This window comes from Myxococcus sp. AB036A (genome assembly GCF_006547355.1).
Taxonomy (GTDB): Bacteria; Myxococcota; Myxococcia; order Myxococcales; family Myxococcaceae; genus Myxococcus; species Myxococcus virescens.
The window spans coordinates 1-22,499 of record NZ_VHLC01000060.1; the positions used below are offsets into that span (position 1 = coordinate 1).

The following is a 22,499-nucleotide window of genomic DNA, read 5'->3' on the forward strand; positions in this document are numbered from 1 at the left end:
GGCGGGAAGGGCTACGGCGACTACAAGAAGAAGCTCCTGGAGGCCTACCATGCGGCCTTTGGCCCGGCCCGTCAGCGGTACGCCGAGCTGGCGGCCGACCCGGGCGAGGTGGAGCGCATCCTCCAGGACGGCGCCAGCCGGGCCAGGGCGGAGGCGAGCCGCCTCATGGACCAGGTCCGCAAGGCCGTGGGAGTTCCATGAGTCCGTGTGCCTGAACGGGCTTTCACTGCCGATTGTTTGACCCTCCTGGGGGGCACTGGTATGGGTGTGTGTCCTCCAGGCTCGTGCCCGCTGCCTAAGAAAGTCGGGCCCTTACGCGATGACGCGCCCCCACCCACACCGTTGACGCCATCCAGGACATCCGGTGAGTGAGGACCGTCGCTCGCCGACCGATGAGGCCCCTCGGGAAGGGGAGTTGCCGCGGAGTCCTGGCGACAACTTCCGCATCGCGTTGCCCAATTTCGAAGGTCCGCTGGACCTGCTGCTCCATCTCATCAAGGAGCATCGGGTCGACATCTTCGACATTCCGCTGGCGCTGATTACGGAGAAGTACCTCGAGCACCTGGAGCGGATGCGGGAGATCAACCTCGACATCGCCGGGGAGTTCCTGGTGATGGCCTCCACCCTGGCGCACCTCAAGAGCCGCATGTTGCTGCCCCGGCAGGACGTCGTCTCGGCGCAGGAGGGGGCGGAGGTGCTCGCGGTCGCCGAGGAGACCGAGGACCCGCGCGCGGAACTGGTGCGGCGCCTGCTGGAGTACCAGAAGTACAAGGACGCCGCTGAACAGCTCGCCACGCAGGACCTGCTCGGCCGCGACGTCTTCGCCCGCAACGTCCCGGTGGAGGCGGTGCCCATCCCCGAGGAGGAGGTGGGTCTCCAGGAGTTCAGCGTCCTCAAGCTGGTGGAGGCGCTCGACCGGGTGCTGGAGCGGTTGCAGCCCAAACTGCAGCACGAGGTGGTCCGGGAGCGCGTGACGCTGTCCGAGGCCATCCTCCGCGTAGTAGAGCGCCTGCGCCCGCATGGACAGGTTCTGTTCGAGAGCTTGTTCACGGAAGAGGAAACCCCGTCGCGACAGGAGGTGGTCATCACCTTCCTGGCCATCCTGGAGATGGTGAAGCGGCGGCTCATCCGGGTGGTGCAGGACGAGCCGCTGGGGCCCATCCTGCTGCTGCCCAACGGGGACGCGCTGGAGAAGCTGGCTCCCACGGAGGTCGACGACAGTGACTACCGGTAGCAACGGACCGCAGGACGAGACTCCCGAACCGGGCACGCCCGGTGGCCCCGGCCCGTTCTCCGAAGAGGAAATCGCTGCTGTCACGGGCCCCGGCCCGGCGGATGAGCTGGACGAACTGGAAGCGGCCTCCATCGAGGAGGACTCGGACGAGGCGCCTCCGGACCTGGAGACGTCCTTTGAGAAGCTCCTCTCCAAGAGCCGCAAGCTGTCCACGGACCGCATCCGCACCGTCATCGAGAGCGTGCTCTTCGTGGCGGAGCGTCCGCTGTCGGTGGACGAGCTGTATATGGCCACCGGCATCGAGCGGGAGCTCATCGCCGAGGCCCTCAACCAGCTCTCCGGCATCCACCGCGACGGCATCAGCGGCATCGTGCTGTACGAGGTGGCCGGTGGGTGGCAGTTCCGGACGGACCCGCATTCGGGTGAATATGTCCGGCGTTACCTGCGGGTGAAGCCACAGCGGCTGACCCGGGCGGCGGTGGAGACGCTGGCCATCATCGCGTACCGGCAGCCGGTGACCCGGCCAGAAATCGAGGACATCCGCGGCGTGGACTGCGGCGCGGTCATCAAGGCGTTGATGGACCGCAAGCTGGTGAAGATCCTGGGCAAGCGTGAGGAAGTGGGGCGGCCCATCCTCTATGGAACGTCGCGTGAGTTCCTGGAGTTCTTCGCACTGAAGGACCTGTCTGCCCTGCCCACGCTGCGTGAGTTCCACGAGCTGACGCAGGAGCACCGGGAGATCGTCGAGAAGGAAGACAAGCCGGCGCCCCCGGCTGCGGGGACGGTGGAAGCGCTGTCGGACCCGGCATTCACGAAGCGGATGGAGAAGAGCGCGGCGGCCAGTGAAGCCGCGCTGGAGGACCTGGAAGAGGCCATGGCGGCCGCGGACCGGACACAAAAGGTCAGCTCCAGCGTCCTGGACACGACGCCCCCGAAACCCGAGACGGGTGATACGACGGGGCCCAAGCCCGAGTGACGGGCAGCATGGAAGAAGGATGGTATGGCGGCCGAACGACTACAGAAGTACCTGGCCCGCGCGGGAGTTGCTTCGCGCCGGCATGCAGAAGAGCTGATTACCGCGGGCCGCGTCGCGGTGAACAACAAGACGGTGACGGAGCTGGGCAGCCGGGTGGAGCCCGGTACCGACCTGGTGACGGTGGACGGGACGCTCGTCACGCCTCCGGATGAATCCTCCTACTTCCTGCTCTACAAGCCCGTGGGCGTCGTGACGACGCTGTCGGATCCGCAGGGCCGGCCCACGGTGGCCAACTACGTGGAAGAGACGGGCAAGCGCCTGTTCCCGGTAGGCCGTCTGGACTACGACGCCGAGGGCGCGCTGCTGTTCACGGATGATGGGGCGCTGGCGCACAAGCTGACGCACCCCAGCTTCCAGGTGCCGCGCACCTACCTGGCGAAGGTGAAGGGCGCTCCGGACACGGCCACGCTGGACAAGCTGCGCGGCGGCGTGCGGCTCGAGGACGGCATGGCCACGCCGGTGTCGGTGAGCGTGTTCGAGGCGGCGGAGCGGAACACCTGGCTGAAGATTGTCGTGGCGGAAGGACGCCCGCACCTCATCAAGCGGCTGTGCGCGGCGGTGGGGCACCCGGTGGTGCGCCTGTTCCGTCCGTCCTACGCCGGCGTGGGCGTGGAAGGTCTGCGCCCCGGCGAACTGCGCCCGCTCAAGACGAGCGAGGTGGAGCTGCTGAACGCGGTGTCGGATGGCAAGGCCGCGCCGCCGACGGGGGAGCTGAGGCTGCCTCCGCGCCGGCATGGCCGGGCGGCTCCGGGCTTCGACTCTGACGATGAGGCGGAGCTGTCCATGGATGACGATGCGCCCGTGGCCGCCAAGCCCGCGCGCAAGGCGCCGGCCCGTGCGGCCAAGGCCGCGTCCGCGGGTGGTTCGAGCCTGGCGCGTTTCGGTCGGCCCAAGGCGGCTTCGGCCGAGGGCAAGCCCGCGCGCCGTTCGTTCGGTAGCGATGAGGGCGCGCCGCGTGGCCGTTCCTTCGGTGGTGACAAGGCTGGCGCGCCGCGTGGCCGCTCCTTCGGTGGTGACGAGGGCAAGCCCGCGCGTCGTTCCTTTGGTGGTGACGAGGGCAGGCCCGCGCGCCGCTCCTTCGGCAGTGACGAGGGTAAGCCCGCGCGCCGCTCCTTCGGCGGCGACGCGGGCAAGCCCGCGCGCCGTTCCTTCGGTGGTGACGAGGGCAGGCCCGCACGCCGCTCCTTCGGCAGTGACGAGGGTAAGCCCGCGCGCCGTTCCTTCGGCAGTGACGAGGGCAGGCCCGCGCGCCGTTCTTTCGGCAGTGACGAGGGCAGGCCCGCGCGCCGTTCTTTCGGCAGTGACGAGGGCAGGCCCGCGCGTCGTTCCTTCGGTGGTGACGAGGGTAAGCCCGCACGCCGCTCCTTCGGCGGTGACGAGGGTAAGCCCGCGCGCCGCTCCTTCGGCGGCGACGAGGGCAAGCCCGCGCGTCGTTCCTTCGGTGGTGACGAGGGCAGGCCCGCACGCCGCTCCTTCGGCAGTGACGAGGGTAAGCCCGCGCGCCGTTCCTTCGGCAGTGACGAGGGCAGGCCCGCGCGCCGTTCGTTCGGTGGCGATGAGGGCGCACCGCGCGGCCGGTCCTTCGGCGGTGACAAGGCAGGCGCTCCTCGGAGTCGTGGTCCGGGCCGATCCTTCGGTGGTGACGAGGGCGGCGCTCCTCGGAGCCGTGGTCCGGGCCGCTCCTTCGGCGGCGATGCGGGCAGCGGTCCGCGGAGCCGTGACACGGGCGCTCGCGGTACGGGGCGCGCATTCGGTGGTGCTGGCGGCGCCCGTCGCTCGTTTGGCAGTGACGAGGGCGGCGCCCCCAAGAGCCGTGGCGCGGGTCGTCCGGAGCGCCGTGAGTGGAGCGCGGGCGGAGACGCCGCGCCGCGGACTCGCGCACCGCGCGCGGGTGGCGAAGGCCGTCCGGAGCGCAAGTCGTGGGGTGCTGGCGGCGGCGCCGGCCGTGCCCCGCGGGGTGAAGGCCGTCCGTACTCGCCCCGTTCCGGAGGCGCGGGTGCTGGCCGCCCGGAGCGCCGTGAGTGGAAGCCTCGCGCCGAAGGGGCAGACGCTCCGCGTGGCCGGGGTGGTCCTCGCCGTGAGGGCTCAGAGGGCGGACGCCCCGCACGCAGCACCTGGACGCCCACCGACGAAAGCGGGAATCCCCGTGAACGCGTCGTCCGGGCCGGGGCTCGCAAGGGTCCTCCCGCCGAGAAGTCCGGCGGATTCCAGGACTGGGGCAAGAAGAAGGAGCGAGCAAGCGCCCCGAGCTGGAGCAATGAGCGTCCCCGCGGCGGCGCGGGCAGGCCGCCTCCCCGGGGGCCTCGCCGTCCGCGTTGATACATGACGCGGTGGATTGGGCGGGAATCGAGGGGGATTGATATAACCGGCGCCAACTCCTACACCGTTTCCCTCACCGGAGACCGATGCGAACCGGCGCACGCCCCCTCATTCTCGCACTTGCCCTGCTCCTCGGCTGCAACGGCAGCAGGGACCAGCTTCTCGCGGACCTCCAGAGTCCTCGTCCGGAGGTCCGCGCTCTCGCGGTGAAGAAGCTGGCCGGGCAGGGCAACCCGGATGACCTCGTCCTCTTCACCCGCGCGGCGAAGGACTTCGCCGCCATCGTCCGGGCCGAGGCCGCCGTGGCGCTGGGAGAGAGCCAGGACGCCCGCGTCGTGGACCTCCTGGGCGAATTGCTCGAGGACCAGGACGAAGAGGTCCAGGGCCGCGCCGCCATGGCGCTGTCCAAGGTGAACAACGAAAAGGCCAAGGCGTACCTCACGCTCCAGTACGGACGGCGGGGCCGCGCCACACGTCAGGTCATCGTCCAGGCCCTGAAGAACGCCAACGTTCCGGGGGCCATGGCGGAGGTGGTCGCCGCCGAGGCCCGCTCCCAGTGGGACCGCAACCAGCTCGCGTTGACCGAAGGCGCGCTGCCCGAGCGCGTGGGCGCCGCCGAGGAGCTGGGCAAGAGTGGCCGTCCCGACGCCGTCAACCGGCTGCTGCCCTTGGTTCGCGACAGCCAGGTCATCCTCGCCGCCGCCGCCGTGCGCGGGCTGGGTGACGCCGGCGACAAGCGCGCGGTGAGCCCCATCGCGTTGCTGCTGGAGGAGAACTTCCCCGAGCTGCGCGAGTCCGCCATCCACGCGCTGATGAAGCTTCAGGATCCGGTAGCCACGCAGCGCCTCCAGTTGGTGGCGGTGGAGAAGAGCGCCGTCAGCCCGCTGGCCATCGACGCCATCGTGTCCTTCCCCCGGACGCCGCAGACGGACGCTGCGCTGTGCGCCATCGTCATGGAGGGCGCACCGGCGGAGGCGCTCGTCGCGGGCCGGAGCATGCGCTCACGCGGCGGCTGTCCGTTGGACACCATTGGCGAGCGGCTGGCACGTCCGGCCACGGCCGCCAGTGGCCTCCAGGCCGTCGAGGGGCTGGGACCCGCGGCGCTGCCGCTGCTCGGCAAGGTGGTGCCGTGGCTGAGTCATCCGGACGCCACGCTGCGCTTGCTCGCGGTGGAGGCCGTGGCGGAGGTGGGGGATGCCTCCGTGGTGCCCACTCTGCAAAAGCTCTACGAGCAGGAGGTCAAGGGACTGGAAGCGCTGCGCGCCGACTGGGTGACCCAAGCGCTCCCGGAGAAGTTCGGCGTGGGGTTCGACCCTTCGACCATGCCGCCCAGCCCGTCGACGCCTGGCCTGAAGGATGAGCGGCCGTCGCGGCACGCGGACCTGCTGGGGCGGGTGAAGGAGCTCAATGCCGCCCGGGTGCGTGAGTCCGGGCGGGACGTGGTGCGGCACCGCGTGCCCACCGAGCTGTACGACGACGTGGCGCCGGAGCGGCTGGTGCCGCTGGCGACGCTGCTGCGAGCGTTGGGGGCGCTGAAGGCGCCCGGCGCCCTGGAACTGCTCACCGGCTACACCCAGGATTCCAGCGCCGCGCTGCGCATGGCGGCCCTGGTGGGACTGGCGCGGCTGGGCCCCGAGGGCGTCAACGTGGCCAAGGCCGGGCTCGTCGAGCCGGACCGCGACCTGCAGAAGGCCCTGGCCCAGGCGCTGGCGGAGGCCGGCGAGGCGGGGCAGGCCGCGCTCATCGAAGTGCTGCCGAAGATGGGGAGCGAGAAGCTGCTGGTGTTGGATGCGCTCACGCGCGCCGGCGCCGTGCCGGGCTCCGCTTCCGCGCAGCTCCAGGCCGTGGTGCGCGAAGGTGGACCGGAAGCGGCGCTCGCGGCGGCCCTGCTGGGACGGATGCAGGCAAAGGACGCCGTGCCCACGCTGGTGAAGGCGCTGGACGAACCCAACAGCGTGGCCCGCCGCGACGTGCTGCTGGCGCTGGGGAGCATCGGCGACGCGCAGGCGGCGGACGCGGTGGCCAAGGACCTGTTCCACGACCTGCCCGAGATTCGCGCCGCTGCGGCGTCGTCGCTCCGGAAGCTGGGCAGCGCCGCACATGCGGACCAGTTGGAGGCCCTCAAGGCGGACTACTTCCGGACGGTGCGTGAGGCCGCGGGCGCCGCACCGGCGTCCGCGAGCACCGCGTCGGAGGGTGCTCGCTGATGGAGTTGCGCAAGCTCAAGGACAAGGCGTCCGAGGCTTTCACCAAGGGACGCTTTTCCAAGGCGGCGGAGCTCTACGAGGACTACTGCCGGGCCGAGCCCAAGGACCATCAGTCACGCCTGCGCTCCGGGGATGCCTGGGTGAAGGCGGGGCAGAGGGATCGGGCCATCTCGGCGTATCAATCCGCGGCGGAAGGCTTCGCGCGCGAGGGGTTCCTGCCGCGCGCCATCGCCGCGAGCAAGCTCATCCTCGAGTTGGACCCCGCGCACCGGGGCGTGCAGCAGATGCTCGCGGACCTGTACGCGCGCCGGGGAACGCCCATGGGCGCACGGGCCCGGGGCCCGATGAGCAGCGCATCGTCCGTGACGGTGAAGCCGTCCTCCGCGCCTGCTGGGGCGTCGCGCCTGCCCGAGACAGTGCGCGCGTCCGGCTCCGCCATTGATGTGGGGGAGGCAGAGGACGGTGCTTCGCCAGCCCCGTTGGAGGCCGGCGGTCCCGCGGTGAACCTGTCCGCGGAGCTGCCTCCAGAGCTGGTGTTGTCCACCAACGCGTCCACGCGTGGCACCGAAGAAGTCGTCCACTCGGTCGAGGTAGGACTGGCGTCGGAAGAGGGAACCGCTGGCGTGGAGTTGACGCTGGACATGGAGCCCGTCGTGGCAGGGACGCTGGTGGACGACGCGTCCGGAACCGATTCGATGACGTCCGAATTGGTCACGTCTGTCCAGGCATCCACGCGCGTGGCGGCCTCAATCCCGCCCGCGATGGCCATCCGTGAGCCAGAAGCGCCGCAGCTCGCGACCCGGATTCCCGCTGTTCAACCCGGAGGCGCGCGTCCGGCGACGAGCGCGTTGCCGCCAGGACTGGCACCGCGCGCGTCGCAGCGGCTGCCCGCGGTGGGCGCTGCTCGCGCGCCCGAGCCCGCGCCGTCTGCACCGCCACGGTCCGTCTCGAACAGCGGCCGCTGGCAAGCCCTGTCGTCGCCCATCACCACGCAGGCCGCGCCCGCCGCTGCTGAAGCCGCGGCCTCCTCCGCGCCCCCTGGACTGCGGTCGCGTCGTGCCGACCCACCGGTCCCCGCGGGCGCCACCGCGCTCCCGGGCCACGACCTGTCACCCGCGCTGGGCGCCTCCTTCCGGACGGCGACGCGTCCGTCCTCCTTCACCGAGTTGGAGCTGGAAGCCGACTCCCTGTTGCACGCGGTGGAGCTGGCCGCGCAGGCGGGCTTGGATCGACAAGGCCTGGGGGCCACGTCCATCAGCGACGGCCTTGAGGAGGAGCTCTACAGCCTGACGGAGGAGGTCCCTCCCGAAGCGGGCTCCCTGGACGCGCTGCCCACGATTCCGCTCTTCTCGGACCTGCCTCGTGACGCCTTCATCGAGCTGTTCGAGCGCTGCCCGCTGCGCCGCTTCGGCCCGGGTGAGCGAATCATCGACCAGGGCAGTCACGGCGATGCGTTCTACGTCATCTGCGAGGGCGCGGTGCGCGTCTTCCGGACGGAGGAGGGCCAGCGCCAGGACATCGCGACGCTCGAAGGAGGCACCTTCTTCGGAGAGATGGCCCTGCTGTCCGGCGCGGCGCGCACGGCCTCGGTGGAGTCCGCGTCCGACGACACCCAGCTCCTGGAGATCTCCGCCAGCGTGCTCGGCGAGCTCTCGGGAAGCCACCCGCAGGTGGCCCAGGCCCTGAAGAAGTTCTGCCGGCAGCGCATGCTGACGAACGTGATGAACACGTCGGAGCTGTTCCGCCTCTTCGGGCGGAAGGACCGGCGCGCGCTCGTGGAGCGCTTCCGCTCCCGGGACGTGGAGCGAGACACCGTCATCATCCGTGACGGCGACGCGACGGACGGCCTCTACGTGGTCCTGTCCGGCGAGGTGGAGGTGCGCAAGGACGGCCACCTGCTGACGCAGCTCCGGGAAGGGGACGTGTTCGGAGAGATTTCCCTGCTCCAGAAGACACCTGCCACCGCGACCGTCTCCGCCACCCGGCACACCACGCTGCTGCGGTTGCCGCGCGCCGACTTCGACGCGCTCATCTCCAGCCACCCGCAAATCCTGGCCCTGATTTCAGACCTGAGCGACGAACGGCTCCGGCGCACGCAGCGCGTGCTGACCGAAGCCGGCATCGAGGAAGACCTCATCCTCGTCTGACGTCAGCGCACCTTGGCGAGGTAGTCGTCTCGCGTCACCAGGCCGCGCGTCTCCAGGAGCTCCAGCATGGCCCGCAGCGAGCGGGCCTGCTGGGCCACCATCCGCTCCAGCCCCGCCACCTGCTGCGTCAGCTCCTCCACGCGCTGGGTGAGCTCCGTCTCACGACCGGGCTGCGCCAGGGTCGCAGAGGCCGCGCGCACGGCCATCGACACGGGAGCGCTTTCGGCCGGGGGCGCCAGCTCGAAGGTGGGCTCGTCCATGCCGAAGGACAGCGGGGTCGCCGTCGTGGAGGTGACCTCCCCGTGGTAGTGGCGGCGGATGGCGCGCTCGATGGACGAGGCGCTCGAGACGACCACCTGGAGGCGCTGGCCACAGTGGAAGGCCAGCTCCTGGAACGCCTCCACGTTGGTGGGGTCGGCGGTGGCGACGGTGAGCGTCTTCGTGGCCGGCTCCGCGGCGATGGGGAAGACGGTGTAGCGCTCGGCGATGTCCGCCCGGAGCGCCTGCAACGCCACCGCGGACGCTGTGTGCTGCTCCAGATCCACCGTGGGAATGGCGAGCTGCCGCGACAGGGCGTGGACCATGGAGCTTTCGTCCACGTACCCCATCTGCACCAGGGTGAGGCCCAGCTTGCCGCCCCATTTGCGTTGTTCCGCGAGGGCGGAGCGGAGCTGGGTTTCCGAGAGGAGCCCGGCGTCCATGAGAATCTCCCCGAGCCGGCGCTTGCGGCCAGGGAGCGAGACAGAGGGTGTGACAGGCGGCTGTTTCACAGCCGTGAAGCATAGCAGCCAGTCAGGCACGACCGGAGACCAGCCAACACCCAGGAGGCCGGGGAGGAGCGTGAGGGACGGGAATGGGGTAGAACAGTCCCTTCATGACGCAACGGATACTGCCGTTTCTCGCACTGCTGCTGGCTTCGGGCTGTGCGTCGCAGCGACTGGCTGGCGCGGACCTGGACCGCGTCCAGCGTCCGGCCTTCATCTCCCGCATCGAAGACGGGGCCGGCCCCAAGAGCCACGTGTTCCGCGATGACTCGGCGTACCGGAACAAGCTCAAGAAGCTGGAGCCGGTGGAGGCGGACCGGCGGCTGACGGTGAAGCTGCTTCAAGCCGTCACGCGCTTCGAGATCTCCGAGCGCCTCCGGGTCACCACGTTGTCGCAACTGCCGCGTGAGTTCCCGTGGACGCACGTGGTGGACCCCGCGCGGGTGGCCTCGGTGCTGGAGAGCTTCCTGGTGGAGGAGGTGCCGGCCAACGCGCCGGACTACGACCTGGTGGCGTCGCTGGGCGCGGACACCATCGTCGAGTTCGTCATCCAGGACTACGGCATGCGCAGCGAAGACGGCCGCGCGGGCGCGTACCTGCGAGGCTATGGCCGCATGTTCACCCTGGACGGGCGCACGGAGGTGTGGCGCCGTCCGTTCGCCATGGACCAGGTGGCCGAGGGCAAGGAGCACCTGGACCCGTTCAAGGTGGGCAAGGACCCGTCACTCTTCCGCGCGGCGATGACGTCCATGCTGGACGAGGTGGCGCGAATGTTCGTGAAGGACCTGACGCCCACCGACCGCGGTGGCGCGCCGCCGCCCCGGGCTTCCGCGGCGGCTTCGGACGTGGTGCCCGGCAAGGCGGGCGCCCCGGCTCCGGCACCCGAGGCGACGAAGCCTCCGGAAGACGAGCTGGCGCCCGGCGAGCTGCCGGACCCCGACCCCTGAGTCACACGGCCTGCTTCAGAACAGCGCGTGCTCCACCAGGAGCACGCTCAGCCCCACGACGAAGCTGACGAGCGTCACCGGGAGGCCCACGCGGAGGAAGCGGAGAAAGCTCATGTTGACCTTCCCGCGCGCGGCCTCGAACACGATGAGGTTGGCCACACTCCCCACCAGCGTGAGGTTGCCCGCCAGCGTGGAGCCCAGCGCGAGCACGTGCCAGCCCAGCTCCACGTCGTGCAGCGTGGGCACCCACGTCCGCGCCAGCATGACGAAGGGCACGTTGCTGAACAGGTTGGACGCCACCAGCGTCAGCCCCGCGAAGCCCAGCGTCTCCCGCAGGGGCGGGCCCGCCATGAGGGGCTCGAACAGGACGCGGATGTCCTCCGCGTAGCCGTGCTTGTTCACGCCATAGACGACCACGAACAGGCTGGCGAAGAAGAGCAGCAGCACCCAGTCCACGCGCTCCAGCGCCTCGCGGGGCTCGCGGCGGGCCAGGGCCATCACCAGGGCCGCGCCGGCCAGGGCGCTCCAGCTCATGGGCAGCCCGGCGAAGAAGGCCACGACAACCCCGGACAGCACCGTCAAGGTGAGCACCATCATGCCCCGGTCCACGGGCGGAGGCGGAGGGTTGGGCTCGAATTGCTTCACGGGCAGGTCATGCCGGAACAGGTACAGGAGTCCGGCGGCGACCACCGCCGTGGAGAGCAGGGCAGGCAGGGCCATGTACGCCGCGAAGCTGGCGTAGGACAGCCCGGAGGCCCCCTGGATGAGCATGTTCTGCGGGTTGCCGGTGAAGGTCGCCACCGAGCCGCTGTTGCTGCCCATGCACACCGCGAGCAGGTACGGAGCCGGCGGCAGGCGCGCGTCCTCCACGGTGGCCAGCACCAGGGGCGTGAGCATCAAGCACACGGTGTCATTCACCAGGAACGCGGACAGCGCGGCCGAAATGAACGTCACGGCGAGCAGCAACCGCCGGGGCGTGTGCGCCCTGCGCACGGCCCACGCGCCCGCGGTGCGGAAGAAGGACGCCTGGGACATGTACGCCGCCAGCAGCATCATCCCCAGCAGGAGGACGATGGTGTCCGCGTCGATGGCGTGACGGTTCGCGTCGGCGCTGTGGTTGTAGACCTCGGCCGGAGTGACGACGCCGAAGACGACCATCAGCACGGCGCCCAGCAGCGCGCCCCCGGGGCGGTCCAGCTTCAGGTACGGAAGGCGCGCACCGGCGATGAAGACGTAGGTGAACAGGAAGATGGCGAGGGCCACGGCGCGGCACACTAGTGGAGTGCCCGCACGTCCGCCTCTGTGCGTATTGGCTGGAGCTCAAACCAATGAGGCGCGCTCCCGCGTTGTTTGCCTCGGTACACGTCTGTACAGTGCCCGGCCCATGAAGCCAGAGAAGGAACCGGGCGCTTTCGGAGGGGCCCGTCGCACGCCGTGGAACGCGCCTCGCGGGTTGGACTCCGTGCTGGAGGGGTGGCGGTCGGACCGGCAGCTCCGCTCCTGCTTCGTCCTGGATGAGGCCACCCCCGCGCGGGCGGGCGTCTTCGCGCCCATTCCGGAAGAGGTGGCGCCCCAGGTGCGTGACGCGCTCGAGAAGCGGGGCATCCAGCAGCTCTTCTCGCACCAGGCGGAGGCGTACCGGCTGGCGCGGGCGGGCCAGAGCCTGGTCATCGCCACGCCCACCGCGTCCGGCAAGAGCCTTTGTTACAACCTGCCGCTGCTGGACCGCTTCGCGCGGGAGCCCCAGGCGCGAGCGCTGTACCTGTTTCCCACCAAGGCCCTGTCCAGAGATCAGGAAGAGTCCCTGCGCGCGCTGATGCGCGAGGCGGGCCTGTCCCACGGCGCCATCACCTTCGACGGTGACACGCCGGCGGATGCGCGCCGGGCCGCGCGGGAGCGCAGCGGCGTGCTGCTCACCAACCCGGACATGCTGCACACGGGCATCCTTCCGCATCACGCGAGCTGGGCGCGCCTGTTCTCCAATCTGCGCTACGTCGTCATCGACGAGCTGCACACGTACCGGGGCGTCTTCGGCTCTCACCTGGCCAACGTGCTGCGCAGGCTCCAGCGCGTGGCGCGCTTCCACGGCGCGGACCCGGTGTTCGTCGCGGCGTCGGCCACCATTGGCAATCCGGAGGCCCACGCGCGGCGGATGCTCGGGCGGGACGTGACGCTGGTGTCGGAGAGCGGAGCGCCTTCCGGCGAGCGCCGCGTCATGGTGTTCAACCCGCCCGTGGTGAACGCGGAGCTGGGCATCCGGGCCAGCTATCTCAAGACGGCGGTGCGGCTGACGGCCGACCTGGTGCGCGCGGGCGTGTCGACGCTGCTCTTCGGGCAGTCGCGCAACAACATCGAGGTGATGCTCAAGTACCTCCGCGACCGCTTCGTCGAGGAGAAGTTGGACCCATCCCTCATCCAGGGCTACCGCGGTGGGTATCTGCCGGGCACGCGGCGCGCCACGGAGGCGGCGCTGCGGGCGGGTGAAGTCCGCTGCGTGGTGGCCACCAACGCGCTGGAGCTGGGCATCGACATCGGCTCGCTGGACGCGGTGGTGTGCGCGGGCTACCCGGGTTCGGTGGCGGCGCTGATGCAGCGATTCGGCCGGGCAGGGCGGCGCGGTGAGGGGAGCCTGGCGCTGCTGGTGACGTCGAGCGCGCCGCTGGACCAGTACCTCGCCGGCGACCCGCGCTTCCTCGTGGGCTCGCCGGTGGAGCACGCGCGCATCGACCCGGACAACGTGGAGATTCTGGTCCAGCACCTCAAGTGCGCGTCCTTCGAGCTGCCCTTCGAGGAGGGGGAGCCCTTCGGGGACGTGCCGCCGGAGTCCACCACGGAGGCGCTCGGGTTCCTCGCGCAGCACGAGGTGGTGCACCCCACCGTGGGCGAGGCGGGCCGTCGCGTGTTCCACTGGTCCACGGATGCGTATCCGGCCAACCACGTGTCACTGCGCAGCGTGGGCTGGGACAACGTGGTCATCATCGAGAAGGGGACGGACCGGACGCTGGCGGAGATGGACTTCCGTTCGGCGCACACGATGCTGCACGAGCAGGCCATCTACCAACACGAGGCCGAGCAGTATCAGGTCGAGCGCTTCGACTACGAGAACCACAAGGCCTTCGTGCGGAAGGTGGCGCCGGACTACTTCACCGACGCGATGACCTACGTGCGCGTGCACGTCATCCAGGAGGACCAGGCCGCGCCCATGGGCCCGGACCTTCAGGCGGGCATGGGCGAGGTGAGCGTCATCGAGAAGGTCGTGGGGTACAAGAAGATCAAGTACCACACGCATGAGAACGTGGGTTACGGCGACGTGGCGCTGCCGGAGATGCAGATGCACACCACGGCGCTCTGGCTGACGGTGCCGGAGGCGGTGGTGCGCGCCATGCGGGCGCCGCGACCGGCGGTCATCGACGCGCTTCGCGGCCTGACCACGGCGCTGCGCACGGTGGCGTGCGTGGGGTTGATGATCGACCCTCGGGATATCGGCAAGACACTGGGGAGCCGGGATGACGCGGAGGGACCGCCACGCAAGGATGGTGGCGTGGGCTTCGACCCGACGCTGTTCTTGTACGACAACGTGCCCGGCGGCGTGGGGCTGGCGGCGCGGCTGTACGACCAGCGGGACGAGCTGCTGAACCGTGCGCGCCGGCTGCTGGAGTCGTGCGCGTGCGAGGATGGCTGTCCGGCGTGTATCGGCCCTGCGGCCGGTGCGATGCCGGGGCAGGCGCCCGTGGACCCGCATCCGCGCAAGCGACTGGCGCTCGAAGTGCTATCGGCGCTGGGCATCGCGGGAATGCAGTAACCGGGAGGCGCGGCCGTGGACCTCAAGCGCAAGCTGGCGCGCCTGACGAGCGTGGGCCCCGGGGGCAAGTCACCCCCGAAGCCCCCCGTGGCGGAGCCACAGGCCGAGCCCGCCGCGCGCGCTGATTCCATGCCCGCGCCTGCGGCCGAAGCGGGCGTGCCCGACGCGCTCGCCGCGCAGTTGGCGAAGCTGGTTCAAGCACGGCGGATGGAGGCGCCGTCCACGCCCGCCGACGCGGAATCGCAAGTTGCCGGCGCGGAGGGCTCGGTGGAGGCTCCGGCAGCACGCCCCGTCACGGCGTCGCCTCCACCCGCCCCCCGAGATCCCCGCATCGACAGCCTGCGCCGGATGCTGTCGGACTGGTCGGAGCGTCAGGGCCTGGCCGCCGCGCGCCGGGGCACGCCGCCGCCAGCACCTCCTGGCCCGCTGCCCGTGGAGTCCCGTGCCACGGCCCACGGCACGGTCCACATCTCCGAGCGCATCCTCTCCCCGGAACACCACCACGGCTCCGCGCCTCTCGCCGCGGCCCTGGACGTGGAGGGCCCCCTGGTCGCCAGCCTCGCGCTGCACGCGGACCTGGCGGGCGTGGACTTCCAGCGGATGCTCTTCCTGGACACGGAGACCACCGGGCTCGCGGGAGGAACGGGCACCGTGCCATTCCTCGTGGGGCTGGCGTGGTTCGAGGGCCGCTCGCTCAAGGTGCACCAGCTCTTCCTGCGGCGCCTGGGAGAAGAGGCCCCCATGTTGCGCTCGCTCGCTGAGCGCATGGCTGCGTCCTCCTGCCTCGTCACCTTCAACGGCAAGAGCTTCGACTGGCCGCTCCTGCGGACGCGCTTCGTCCTCAACCGCGTCCCCGCACCCGTGGAGCTGCCCCACCTGGACCTGCTCCACTGCGCCCGCCGCGTCTTCAAGCACCGGGGCGCCGGCACGCGACTGGTCCACCTGGAAGACCAGGTGCTCGGCTTCCGGCGCGTCGACGACGTGGACGGCTCGCTGATTCCCGACCTGTACTTCCGCTACCTGCGCGGCGGAGACGGCTCGGCGCTGACGCCCGTGCTGGAGCACAACGTCAACGACCTCCTCCTCCTGGCGGCCCTGCTCGGTGAGCTGGTCCGCCGCTTCCGAGCAGGGGGCGCAGGCGCCTCCGTGCCCCGGGACGCGGACCCTCGCGACCTGCTCGGCTTCGCGGGCGTGGCGCTCCGGGCCCGCGACTACGAGCGCGCCCAGGCCTTCGCCCGGGCCGCGGCGGCGGGGGACACCGGCGCCGTGGGCATCGAAGCCCTGGCCCTGGCCTCCCGGCTGTCACGCAAGGCGGGTGACGCCTCGGCCGCTGCGGCGCACCTGCACCAGGCACTGCAGACTGCCCAGGGCTTCCAGGCCGCGACGCTGCACCTCCAGCTCACCAAGCTGTACGAGCATGGCCTCAAGGACCTCGCGCGGGCGCTGCACCACGCGAAGCTGGCCTCGGCGGCGGAGCTGCCCGCGGACCACCACCGCCGAATCCTTCGCCTGGAGACGCGCCTGGCCCGGAGCACCCGGGCGGCCTCGCTGGACCTGGGAATGGGGAGCCCGCGCTCGGGAACCTGACGATTCTGGGCTTCCGCACCACTGGAATCGGACAGTCGATCCGGGCGGGACGCTCGCCTCATTGTCAGACAGGCACATGATTGAGGCACACGCCACGGCCGTGCGCTATGAGGGCCCCATGAAAATTACCAAGGACAGCGTCGTCTCCATCGATTTCCGCCTCCACCTCGGCGACGGCAAGGCCGTGGACGAGAGCGAGCCGGGGGAGCCGCTCGTCTATCTGCAGGGGCACGAGGAAATCGTCCCGGGCCTGGAGAAGGCGCTCGAGGGCAAGTCGCGCGGTGACACCCTCCAGGTGACGGTGGGTCCCGACGAGGGCTACGGCGACTACGACCCGGAAGGCATCGAGGAAGTCCCGAAGACGGAGTTCCCGGAGGGCCTGGAGCTGGTGGCGGGCGGCGTGCTCAGCGCCACCGACCCGGACGGGGACGAGGTGGACTTCTTCATCAAGGAAGTGAAGGCCGACTCCGTGCTGGTGGACTTCAACCACCCGCTGGCCGGCAAGACGCTGCACTTCGAGGTCACCGTGCGGGACGTCCGCGCCGCGACGGCCGAGGAGCTGGAGCACGGCCACGCCCACGGGCCCCACGACTCTCACTGATTCGGACGGGCGCCTTCGCGGGCCCCTCCTTGCTTCGCCGCCGGGCGTCCCCAAGACAGGGCGCCCGGCGGAAGTCCTCCGCCTAGCCGCCCAGGAAGTCGGACGTGAAGGCGAAGGCGCCCATCATGTAGGGCAGGGCGCCGCCACGGTTCGGGTGGTTCAGGTACCACGCGAAGTTCAGCAGGATCGTTGGCCGGTTGAACGACGAGCCCTCGCGCGTGTTCAGGGCGTACGCCAGCATGGGGCCGATGCGCGTGTGGCTGTTGTCCACGTTCTGCGCTCCGCCCGAGCCATCCTGGTAGCGCGGCCACACACCGCTGAAGCGGGCCCCCAGCGTGAGCTGCGGCGTCGTCAGCATCATCAGGTCGGTGTCATTGGTGAACACCCAGCCCCGGCCGGGGATGAGCGTGTCCAGCAGCGCGTCGTAGAAGGAGGCGCCGTTGCCCTCGCGAAGCGCCACGTTCCAGTACTCGATGGACGCCTTGCTCCGCACCACGAACGAGCCGAAGCGCGCCTGGAGCGTGGGCTCCACCATGTAGTGGTGACCCGAGGTGCTGTACGCGGCGTCCTCCGTCAGGTCGCGCGCGTCGTCGGAGAAGTCCAGCATCGGGTTGTTGTACGACTGGAGGAACCCGAAGGTGCCGAAGTACCGGACGTACTCATAGGTCGCCCGCAGGTTGAAGATGGCCAGCGGCTGAATCTCGAAGACGGGGCCAACCTTCACCGAGGCCGGGTTGGCCTTGATGGCGAACGCGCCGTTGACGAAGTTGTCGCGCGTCAACATGGACTCGCCGTCGAACATCCGCTTCTGGAGGATGATCCGGTTCTGGGTCTCCATGCCCAGCGGGTTCCAACGCAGGAAGTTGATGTTGGCGAAATACAGGCGGGTGTCGGGCCCCAGCGGCGGGAGCGTGGGGGCCGTGGGGGCGTCCGTGGGCTTGGGGGCTGTCTGCGGGGTCGACGGCAGGGCAGCGGCTTCGGGCTCTTCGGCGGCGGCTGGTGCGGAGAATCCCAGGCAAAGTGACAGGGAAAGCACGGACAGCGGTCGACGCAGCGTCATCGAGACACCTTCTCGGGGAGTGACGTGGGGGGGCGGAGTACAGCGGGGTCCTGCTCATCCGCGTAGCGCCGGCTGACATAGAAGCCGAAGGCCGCCGCGGTGAAGTACATGATGAGGCTGTAGATGGCCGGGGGAATGGCCATGGTCGAGTTCGCTAGCAGCGTCGGGCTGAGCGCGATGGCAATCGCAAGCATTCCGTTGTGAATGCCAATCTCCATGCCAATGGCAACCGCTTGCCGCCGGGGCAGGCGCAGCAGGATGGGTACAAAGTAGCCCACCGCGAGGCTCACCAGGTTGAAGGCCAGCGCCGCCGGGCCCACCTGGCGGAAGAAGCTCAGCGCATTCGCGCGCTCCGTGTACACGGACGCTGCAATCACCGCGACGAGGAAGAGGGTGGACAGGATGCGAATGGGCTTGTCCATGCGCTGCGCCACGGCCGCGCTGCGCGAGCGGATGAACATGCCCAGGCTCACCGGCCCCAGCACGATGAGCACCACCTGCACGATCTTCGCGAACTGCATGGGGACCGCGCGGCCCTCGTCCATGAAGTGCGCCAGCGACAGGTTGATGATGAGTGGCAGCGTGACGAGCGACAGCGCGCTGTTCACCGCCGTCAGCGTGATGTTGAGCGCCACGTCACCGCGGGCCAGGTGGCTGAAGAGGTTCGCTGTCGCGCCGCCAGGGGAGGCCGCCAGCAGCATCAATCCCACCGCCAGCTCCGGCGGCAGACGGAAGGCGTGGGCGATGAGCAGGCACGCCACCGGCAACACCAACATCTGGCAGCCGAGGCCCACCAGGATGGCGCGCGGATAGACAATGACCCGCTTGAAGTCCGCCAGCGTCAGCGTCAGGCCAAGCCCGAGCATGATGACGGCCAGCGCCAGCGGCATGAGTACCGCCGTGAAGACATTCGACTGCATTCGCCCCCCGGATGGAGTGTCCAGCGTTGAGCATTAGCGTCGCGCAAGAGTGCGGGGCGCTTCAAGCGTCTCCGCTCTCAAAGGTTGCTAAAGTGGAGGCTACCCATGACGCCGTATGTCATTGATGCACTGCGGCGCTGCGCATGAGCCGTCTATTCTCATCGTGAACCGACACGGCTTCGCGGTCGGGCGGGACCCGGCAAGGGACCATGGATGGGGCGCCGCTTCCCGAGACACCGGTGCCCCGGTCGATTACGACAGGGGCCATGAGCCGAGTCCTGGATGAGCTGTTGTCGCTCCTTAAACTGGAGAAAATCGAGGAAAATCTGTTTCGTGGCCGGAGTCAAGACCTGGGGTTCCGCCAGCTCTTCGGGGGCCAGGTGCTGGGGCAGGCGCTGTCCGCGGGCAGCCAGACGGTGCCCGCCGGCCGCCATGTCCACTCCCTGCACGGCTACTTCCTGCGCCCGGGCGACGCGACGCTTCCAGTCGTCTACACAGTGGACCGGGTGCGGGACGGCGGCAGCATCACCACGCGCCGCGTCGTGGCCGTGCAGAAGGGCGAGCCCATCCTGACGATGATCGCCTCCTTCCACGGGGACGAAGAGGGCTTTGCCCACCAGGCGCCCATGCCGGAGGTGCCAGGCCCGGAGGCGCTGGCCTCGGAGCAGGAGCTGCTGAGCCGCCTGTCCGCCCGCATCCCGGAAGCCCTGCGGGAGAAGTTCCTGGGGGAGAAGCCGATTGAGATCCGGCCGGTGGCGCCGGTGGATCCGTTCAACCCGGAGGCGAAGGCGCCCATCAAGCACGTGTGGTTTCGCGCCAACGGCGACCTGCCGGAGGATCCACAGGTGCACCGGTACGTGCTGGCCTACGCGTCCGACTTCAACCTCATCAGCACCGCGCTCCTGCCCCACGCGGCCAGCTTCTTCCAGCCCCGCATCCTGGGCGCCAGCCTGGACCATGCCCTGTGGTTCCACGGAGACCTGAAGGTGAGCGACTGGCTGCTGTACTCCATGGACAGCCCGTGGGCGGGCAACGCGCGCGGCCTGTCGCGCGGCAGCGTCTACACGCGTGACGGCCGGCTGGTGGCCTCGGTGGCCCAGGAAGGGCTGCTGCGCATCCGCAAGCCCAAGGCCTGAGAAACGGGGACGACACCCCACACCGGCGTGTGGGGTCGAGCCCTCCGCCGCGCCCTCGGGAATCCACGAGGGCTGCAACTCTCCGGAATTCCTAGTGCTTTCAGGAGTGGCACCCTCGTTGCTGGGCAATGCGGCGGCTCAGACAACAAGGCCCCCCGACCCGGAGGTGCTGGAGGCGCAGGTGCGCCGGATGCTGAAGGACCCGCGGTCTGAAGCGCTGGTGCAGAACTTCGCCGGCCAGTGGCTGGGCCTGCGGAAGGTGGACGGCATCACCGCGGACCCGTCGCTGTTCCCCGGCATGGATTCCGAGCTCAAGCGCGCCATGCGCGAGGAAGGGGAGAGCTTCTTCCGCGCCTTCCTCAATGAGGACCGCAGCGAGCTGGAGCTGCTGGACGCGGACTTCACCTACGTCAACGACCGGCTCGCGGACTACTACGGCCTGCCTCGCCCGGGCTCCGCCTCCGTCACGCGCGTGAGCACGGGCGACGGACGGCGCGGCGGCGTGCTGGGCCAGGCAGGTGTGCTGGCGCAGGCGTCGCTGGCCACGCGCACCTCGCCGGTGCTTCGCGGCAAGTGGGTGCTGGGCAAGCTGCTGTGCCAGGAGCCCCCTCCGCCGCCTCCCGGCGTGGAGGCGCTGCCCACGCAGGTCCCGCCGGGCTCCACGCTGCGGCAGATCACCGAGCTGCATCGCGCGAACCCCGCTTGCGCGAGCTGCCACGACACGCTGGACCCCATCGGCTTCGGCCTGGAGAACTACGACGCGGCCGGGGCCTGGCGAGAGACGGACAACGGCTCGCCGGTGGACGCCACGGGCAACTTCAAGGGCGTGTCGTTCCAGGGACCGCGTGAGCTGGCGACCATCCTCAAGGGCGACCCGGCCTTCGCGACGTGCATGACGCGGCAGGCGCTGGCCTATGGCTTGGGCCGCGCGCTGACGGACGAGGACGAGGCCACCGTGCGCTACGTGGACACGCGCTTCTCGGCGGGAGGGCACCGGCTCCCCGAACTGCTGGTGGCCGTGGCCCTCAGCGACAGCTTCCGCAACCGCTGCCCGGTGCCGGCGGCGGAGTAGAACGACGCACGGGCCGTGAATACGGCGCTCGGACGGCCGTCGGGAGCAAGCGGGCATCCTCCGCTTGCTCCCGAAAGGTATTTCGATGCGTACCCGTCTCTGGCCCGTCGTCCTTGCCCTGCTCGCACTGGGAAGCAGCGCCTGTGTCATGGCGCCCCTTCAGCCCGGGTACACCGAGTGCGGGGATTTCATGGGCGATGACCCCTGCCAGCCGGGGCAGTACTGCGCGGACGCCGCGCTCAGCTATTGCGAGCCCGGCTGTACCAGCGACGTGAACTGCGCCTCCAACCAGGAGTGTGTGAAGGAGTACAGAGAGCAGGTGGGGACCTGCCTCAACATCTGCACGTCCTGCGAATACGATTGAGCCGGTGGGCAGGGCGCCCGCGGCTTGGGAGGTGACGTCGATGCGCGCGGTGGTGTTCCAGCACGAGGAGCACGAAGGGCCCGGCCTGCTGGGGCCGGTGTTGCAGGCGGCGGGCTTCACGCTGGTGAACCGCTTCCGCGCCGTGCGCCGGGAGGACGTGGACGCGGAGCTGCTGGTCGTCATGGGCGGCCGCATGGCCGTCTACGAATCCGAGCAGCATCCCTTCCTACGGCAGGAACTGGGCATCCTCATGGAGCGGCTCGCCTACGAGCGCCCGTGCCTGGGCGTCTGCCTGGGCGCCCAGATGCTCGCGGCGGCGGCGGGCGCGGACGTGTTCCCCGGGAAGAATGGCCTCGAGGTGGGCGTGGGCCCGGTGCGATGGACGCCGGAGGCGCAGAAGGACCCCGTGTTGTCCGGGGCCCGTCCGCGCACGGTGGTGGCGCACTGGCACGGTGACTCCTATGCGCCCGTCCCAGACGCCACGCTGTTGGCGTCCACGGACCGGTACACCCAGCAGGCCTTCCGGCTGGGCACGTCCTACGGCTTCCAGTTCCACCTGGAGCTGACCGCCAGCGAGCTGGGGCGATGGATTGACCTCGAAGCGGACGGCCTCCAGCAACGCGGAAAGAACCTCCAGGAGCTGAAGGCGCAGCTGCCCAAGCTCAAGGCGGCCGAGGCCGACAACACGGAGGTGCTGCACCGCCTCGCGCACCACTTCGCGCGCGTGGCGGCGGGCCGCTGACGTGCGCGAGGGCTCGGACTAACGGAGCCCCTTGGGGCGGCGGGCCGCGCTCGCGGATGGTGACTCCAGCTGGGAGGAGATGTCCGCGTCGCTGCCATCACCCCCTGGGACACCGTCCGCGCCATACGACAGGATGACAGGGCTGCCGCCCTCATTCATGTACACGTAGTCGCGATTCCACGGGTCCTGGGGCAGTCGCTCCAGCGAGCGCGCCTGGAGGAGTTCTTCCAGGCCGGCCTGGGTCTCCGGGAAGCTGCCGGTCTTCATGTAGTGGAGCTTGAGCCCCGTCTCCAATGTCTTGATGTCCAGGGCGGCGGTCTTCAGCTTGGCCTCCTCCAGGTTCGACATCACGGAGACGCCCACCGCCGCGGCGATGAGCCCGAGGATGGTGATGACGACCATGATTTCAATCAGCGTAAATCCGCGAACGTGACGACGCCGAGCGTTCAGCTTCTGCTGGGTTGGATTCATCTTTGAGTTGTGACCTCGTGTGACGTTGTGTCCGGCGCGTGCGTGGCCGACGTGTCGTCATGTCTGCCGGTGCAAGGGCGTTGCACATGC

Annotated in this window: 18 protein-coding genes and 1 pseudogene; 14 read left to right on the plus strand and 5 right to left on the minus strand. The window is 69.9% G+C overall.

Going from position 1 to position 22,499, the window contains the following annotated elements:
* From FL344_RS23190 to FL344_RS23215, 6 genes and pseudogenes are all read left to right on the plus strand, one after another.
* Nucleotides 1-201: pseudogene (locus tag FL344_RS23190) on the plus strand (tryptophan--tRNA ligase); the annotation flags it as partial.
* Between the two features lie 163 nt (nt 202-364).
* Nucleotides 365-1,234 (plus strand): ScpA family protein, encoded by an 870-nt coding sequence (locus FL344_RS23195; protein WP_090494444.1) that lies wholly within the window; start codon nt 365-367, stop codon nt 1,232-1,234.
* Nucleotides 1,221-2,210, plus strand: a complete 990-nt coding sequence (gene scpB / locus FL344_RS23200) for an SMC-Scp complex subunit ScpB (RefSeq protein ID WP_090494442.1) — start codon at nt 1,221-1,223, stop codon at nt 2,208-2,210. The genes FL344_RS23195 and scpB overlap by 14 nt, the downstream gene beginning before the upstream one ends.
* A gap of 24 nt (nt 2,211-2,234) precedes the next feature.
* Entirely contained in the window at nt 2,235-4,589 is a 2,355-nt protein-coding gene (locus FL344_RS23205) for a pseudouridine synthase (RefSeq protein WP_141620030.1), read from the plus strand.
* Between the two features lie 86 nt (nt 4,590-4,675).
* Nucleotides 4,676-6,796, plus strand: coding sequence for a HEAT repeat domain-containing protein (locus FL344_RS23210; RefSeq protein WP_141620031.1), 2,121 nt, complete (start codon nt 4,676-4,678; stop codon nt 6,794-6,796).
* Nucleotides 6,796-8,943, plus strand: coding sequence for a cyclic nucleotide-binding domain-containing protein (locus tag FL344_RS23215; RefSeq protein WP_141620032.1), 2,148 nt, complete (start codon nt 6,796-6,798; stop codon nt 8,941-8,943). Before FL344_RS23210 ends, FL344_RS23215 begins: the two co-directional genes overlap by 1 nt.
* Before the next feature lie 2 nt (nt 8,944-8,945).
* Here the strand turns inward: FL344_RS23215 and FL344_RS23220 are convergent, their stop codons facing one another.
* Complete coding sequence (locus tag FL344_RS23220; RefSeq protein ID WP_141620033.1) at nt 8,946-9,644, minus strand: general secretion pathway protein GspE; 699 nt, start codon at nt 9,642-9,644, stop codon at nt 8,946-8,948.
* A 173-nt stretch (nt 9,645-9,817) separates the two neighbouring features.
* Between FL344_RS23220 and FL344_RS23225 the strand changes: the two genes are divergently transcribed.
* On the plus strand, nt 9,818-10,654 hold the full coding sequence (locus FL344_RS23225; RefSeq protein WP_194858682.1) for a hypothetical protein: 837 nt from the start codon (nt 9,818-9,820) through the stop codon (nt 10,652-10,654).
* A 15-nt stretch (nt 10,655-10,669) separates the two neighbouring features.
* Here FL344_RS23225 and FL344_RS23230 read toward each other — a convergent pair whose 3' ends face one another.
* Complete coding sequence (locus tag FL344_RS23230; RefSeq protein ID WP_141594238.1) at nt 10,670-11,917, minus strand: SLC13 family permease; 1,248 nt, start codon at nt 11,915-11,917, stop codon at nt 10,670-10,672.
* A 121-nt stretch (nt 11,918-12,038) separates the two neighbouring features.
* Between FL344_RS23230 and FL344_RS23235 the strand changes: the two genes are divergently transcribed.
* From FL344_RS23235 to FL344_RS23245, 3 genes are all read left to right on the plus strand, one after another.
* Nucleotides 12,039-14,456, plus strand: coding sequence for a DEAD/DEAH box helicase (locus tag FL344_RS23235; RefSeq protein ID WP_228558581.1), 2,418 nt, complete (start codon nt 12,039-12,041; stop codon nt 14,454-14,456).
* Between the two features lie 15 nt (nt 14,457-14,471).
* Nucleotides 14,472-16,043 carry a ribonuclease H-like domain-containing protein gene (locus tag FL344_RS23240; RefSeq protein WP_141620034.1) on the plus strand — a complete coding sequence of 524 codons (1,572 nt, stop codon included), beginning with the start codon at nt 14,472-14,474 and terminating at the stop codon, nt 16,041-16,043.
* A gap of 118 nt (nt 16,044-16,161) precedes the next feature.
* Nucleotides 16,162-16,644, plus strand: a complete 483-nt coding sequence (locus tag FL344_RS23245; RefSeq protein ID WP_011553843.1) for a peptidylprolyl isomerase — start codon at nt 16,162-16,164, stop codon at nt 16,642-16,644.
* Between the two features lie 82 nt (nt 16,645-16,726).
* Here FL344_RS23245 and FL344_RS23250 read toward each other — a convergent pair whose 3' ends face one another.
* Nucleotides 16,727-17,704: a hypothetical protein gene (locus tag FL344_RS23250; protein ID WP_141620035.1), complete on the minus strand. Its 978-nt coding sequence runs from the start codon at nt 17,702-17,704 to the stop codon at nt 16,727-16,729.
* Nucleotides 17,701-18,624 carry a bile acid:sodium symporter family protein gene (locus FL344_RS23255; protein ID WP_141620036.1) on the minus strand — a complete coding sequence of 308 codons (924 nt, stop codon included), beginning with the start codon at nt 18,622-18,624 and terminating at the stop codon, nt 17,701-17,703. The genes FL344_RS23250 and FL344_RS23255 overlap by 4 nt, the downstream gene beginning before the upstream one ends.
* Nucleotides 18,625-18,890: 266 nt before the next feature.
* On the opposite strand from FL344_RS23255, the gene tesB reads away from it, so the two are divergent.
* From tesB to FL344_RS23275, 4 genes are all read left to right on the plus strand, one after another.
* Nucleotides 18,891-19,760 (plus strand): acyl-CoA thioesterase II, encoded by an 870-nt coding sequence (tesB, locus tag FL344_RS23260; RefSeq protein ID WP_141620037.1) that lies wholly within the window; start codon nt 18,891-18,893, stop codon nt 19,758-19,760.
* 106 nt (nt 19,761-19,866) lie between these two features.
* Nucleotides 19,867-20,832: a DUF1588 domain-containing protein gene (locus FL344_RS23265; RefSeq protein WP_228565299.1), complete on the plus strand. Its 966-nt coding sequence runs from the start codon at nt 19,867-19,869 to the stop codon at nt 20,830-20,832.
* 85 nt (nt 20,833-20,917) lie between these two features.
* Nucleotides 20,918-21,196 carry a hypothetical protein gene (locus FL344_RS23270; RefSeq protein ID WP_228565300.1) on the plus strand — a complete coding sequence of 93 codons (279 nt, stop codon included), beginning with the start codon at nt 20,918-20,920 and terminating at the stop codon, nt 21,194-21,196.
* Between the two features lie 40 nt (nt 21,197-21,236).
* A complete protein-coding gene (locus tag FL344_RS23275; protein ID WP_141620039.1) occupies nt 21,237-21,938 on the plus strand; it encodes a glutamine amidotransferase in 702 nt (233 codons plus the stop codon).
* An 18-nt stretch (nt 21,939-21,956) separates the two neighbouring features.
* On the opposite strand, the gene gspG is transcribed toward FL344_RS23275, so the two are convergent.
* Nucleotides 21,957-22,409 carry a type II secretion system major pseudopilin GspG gene (gspG, locus tag FL344_RS23280; protein ID WP_141620040.1) on the minus strand — a complete coding sequence of 151 codons (453 nt, stop codon included), beginning with the start codon at nt 22,407-22,409 and terminating at the stop codon, nt 21,957-21,959.
* Between the last annotated feature and the right edge of the window lie 90 nt (nt 22,410-22,499).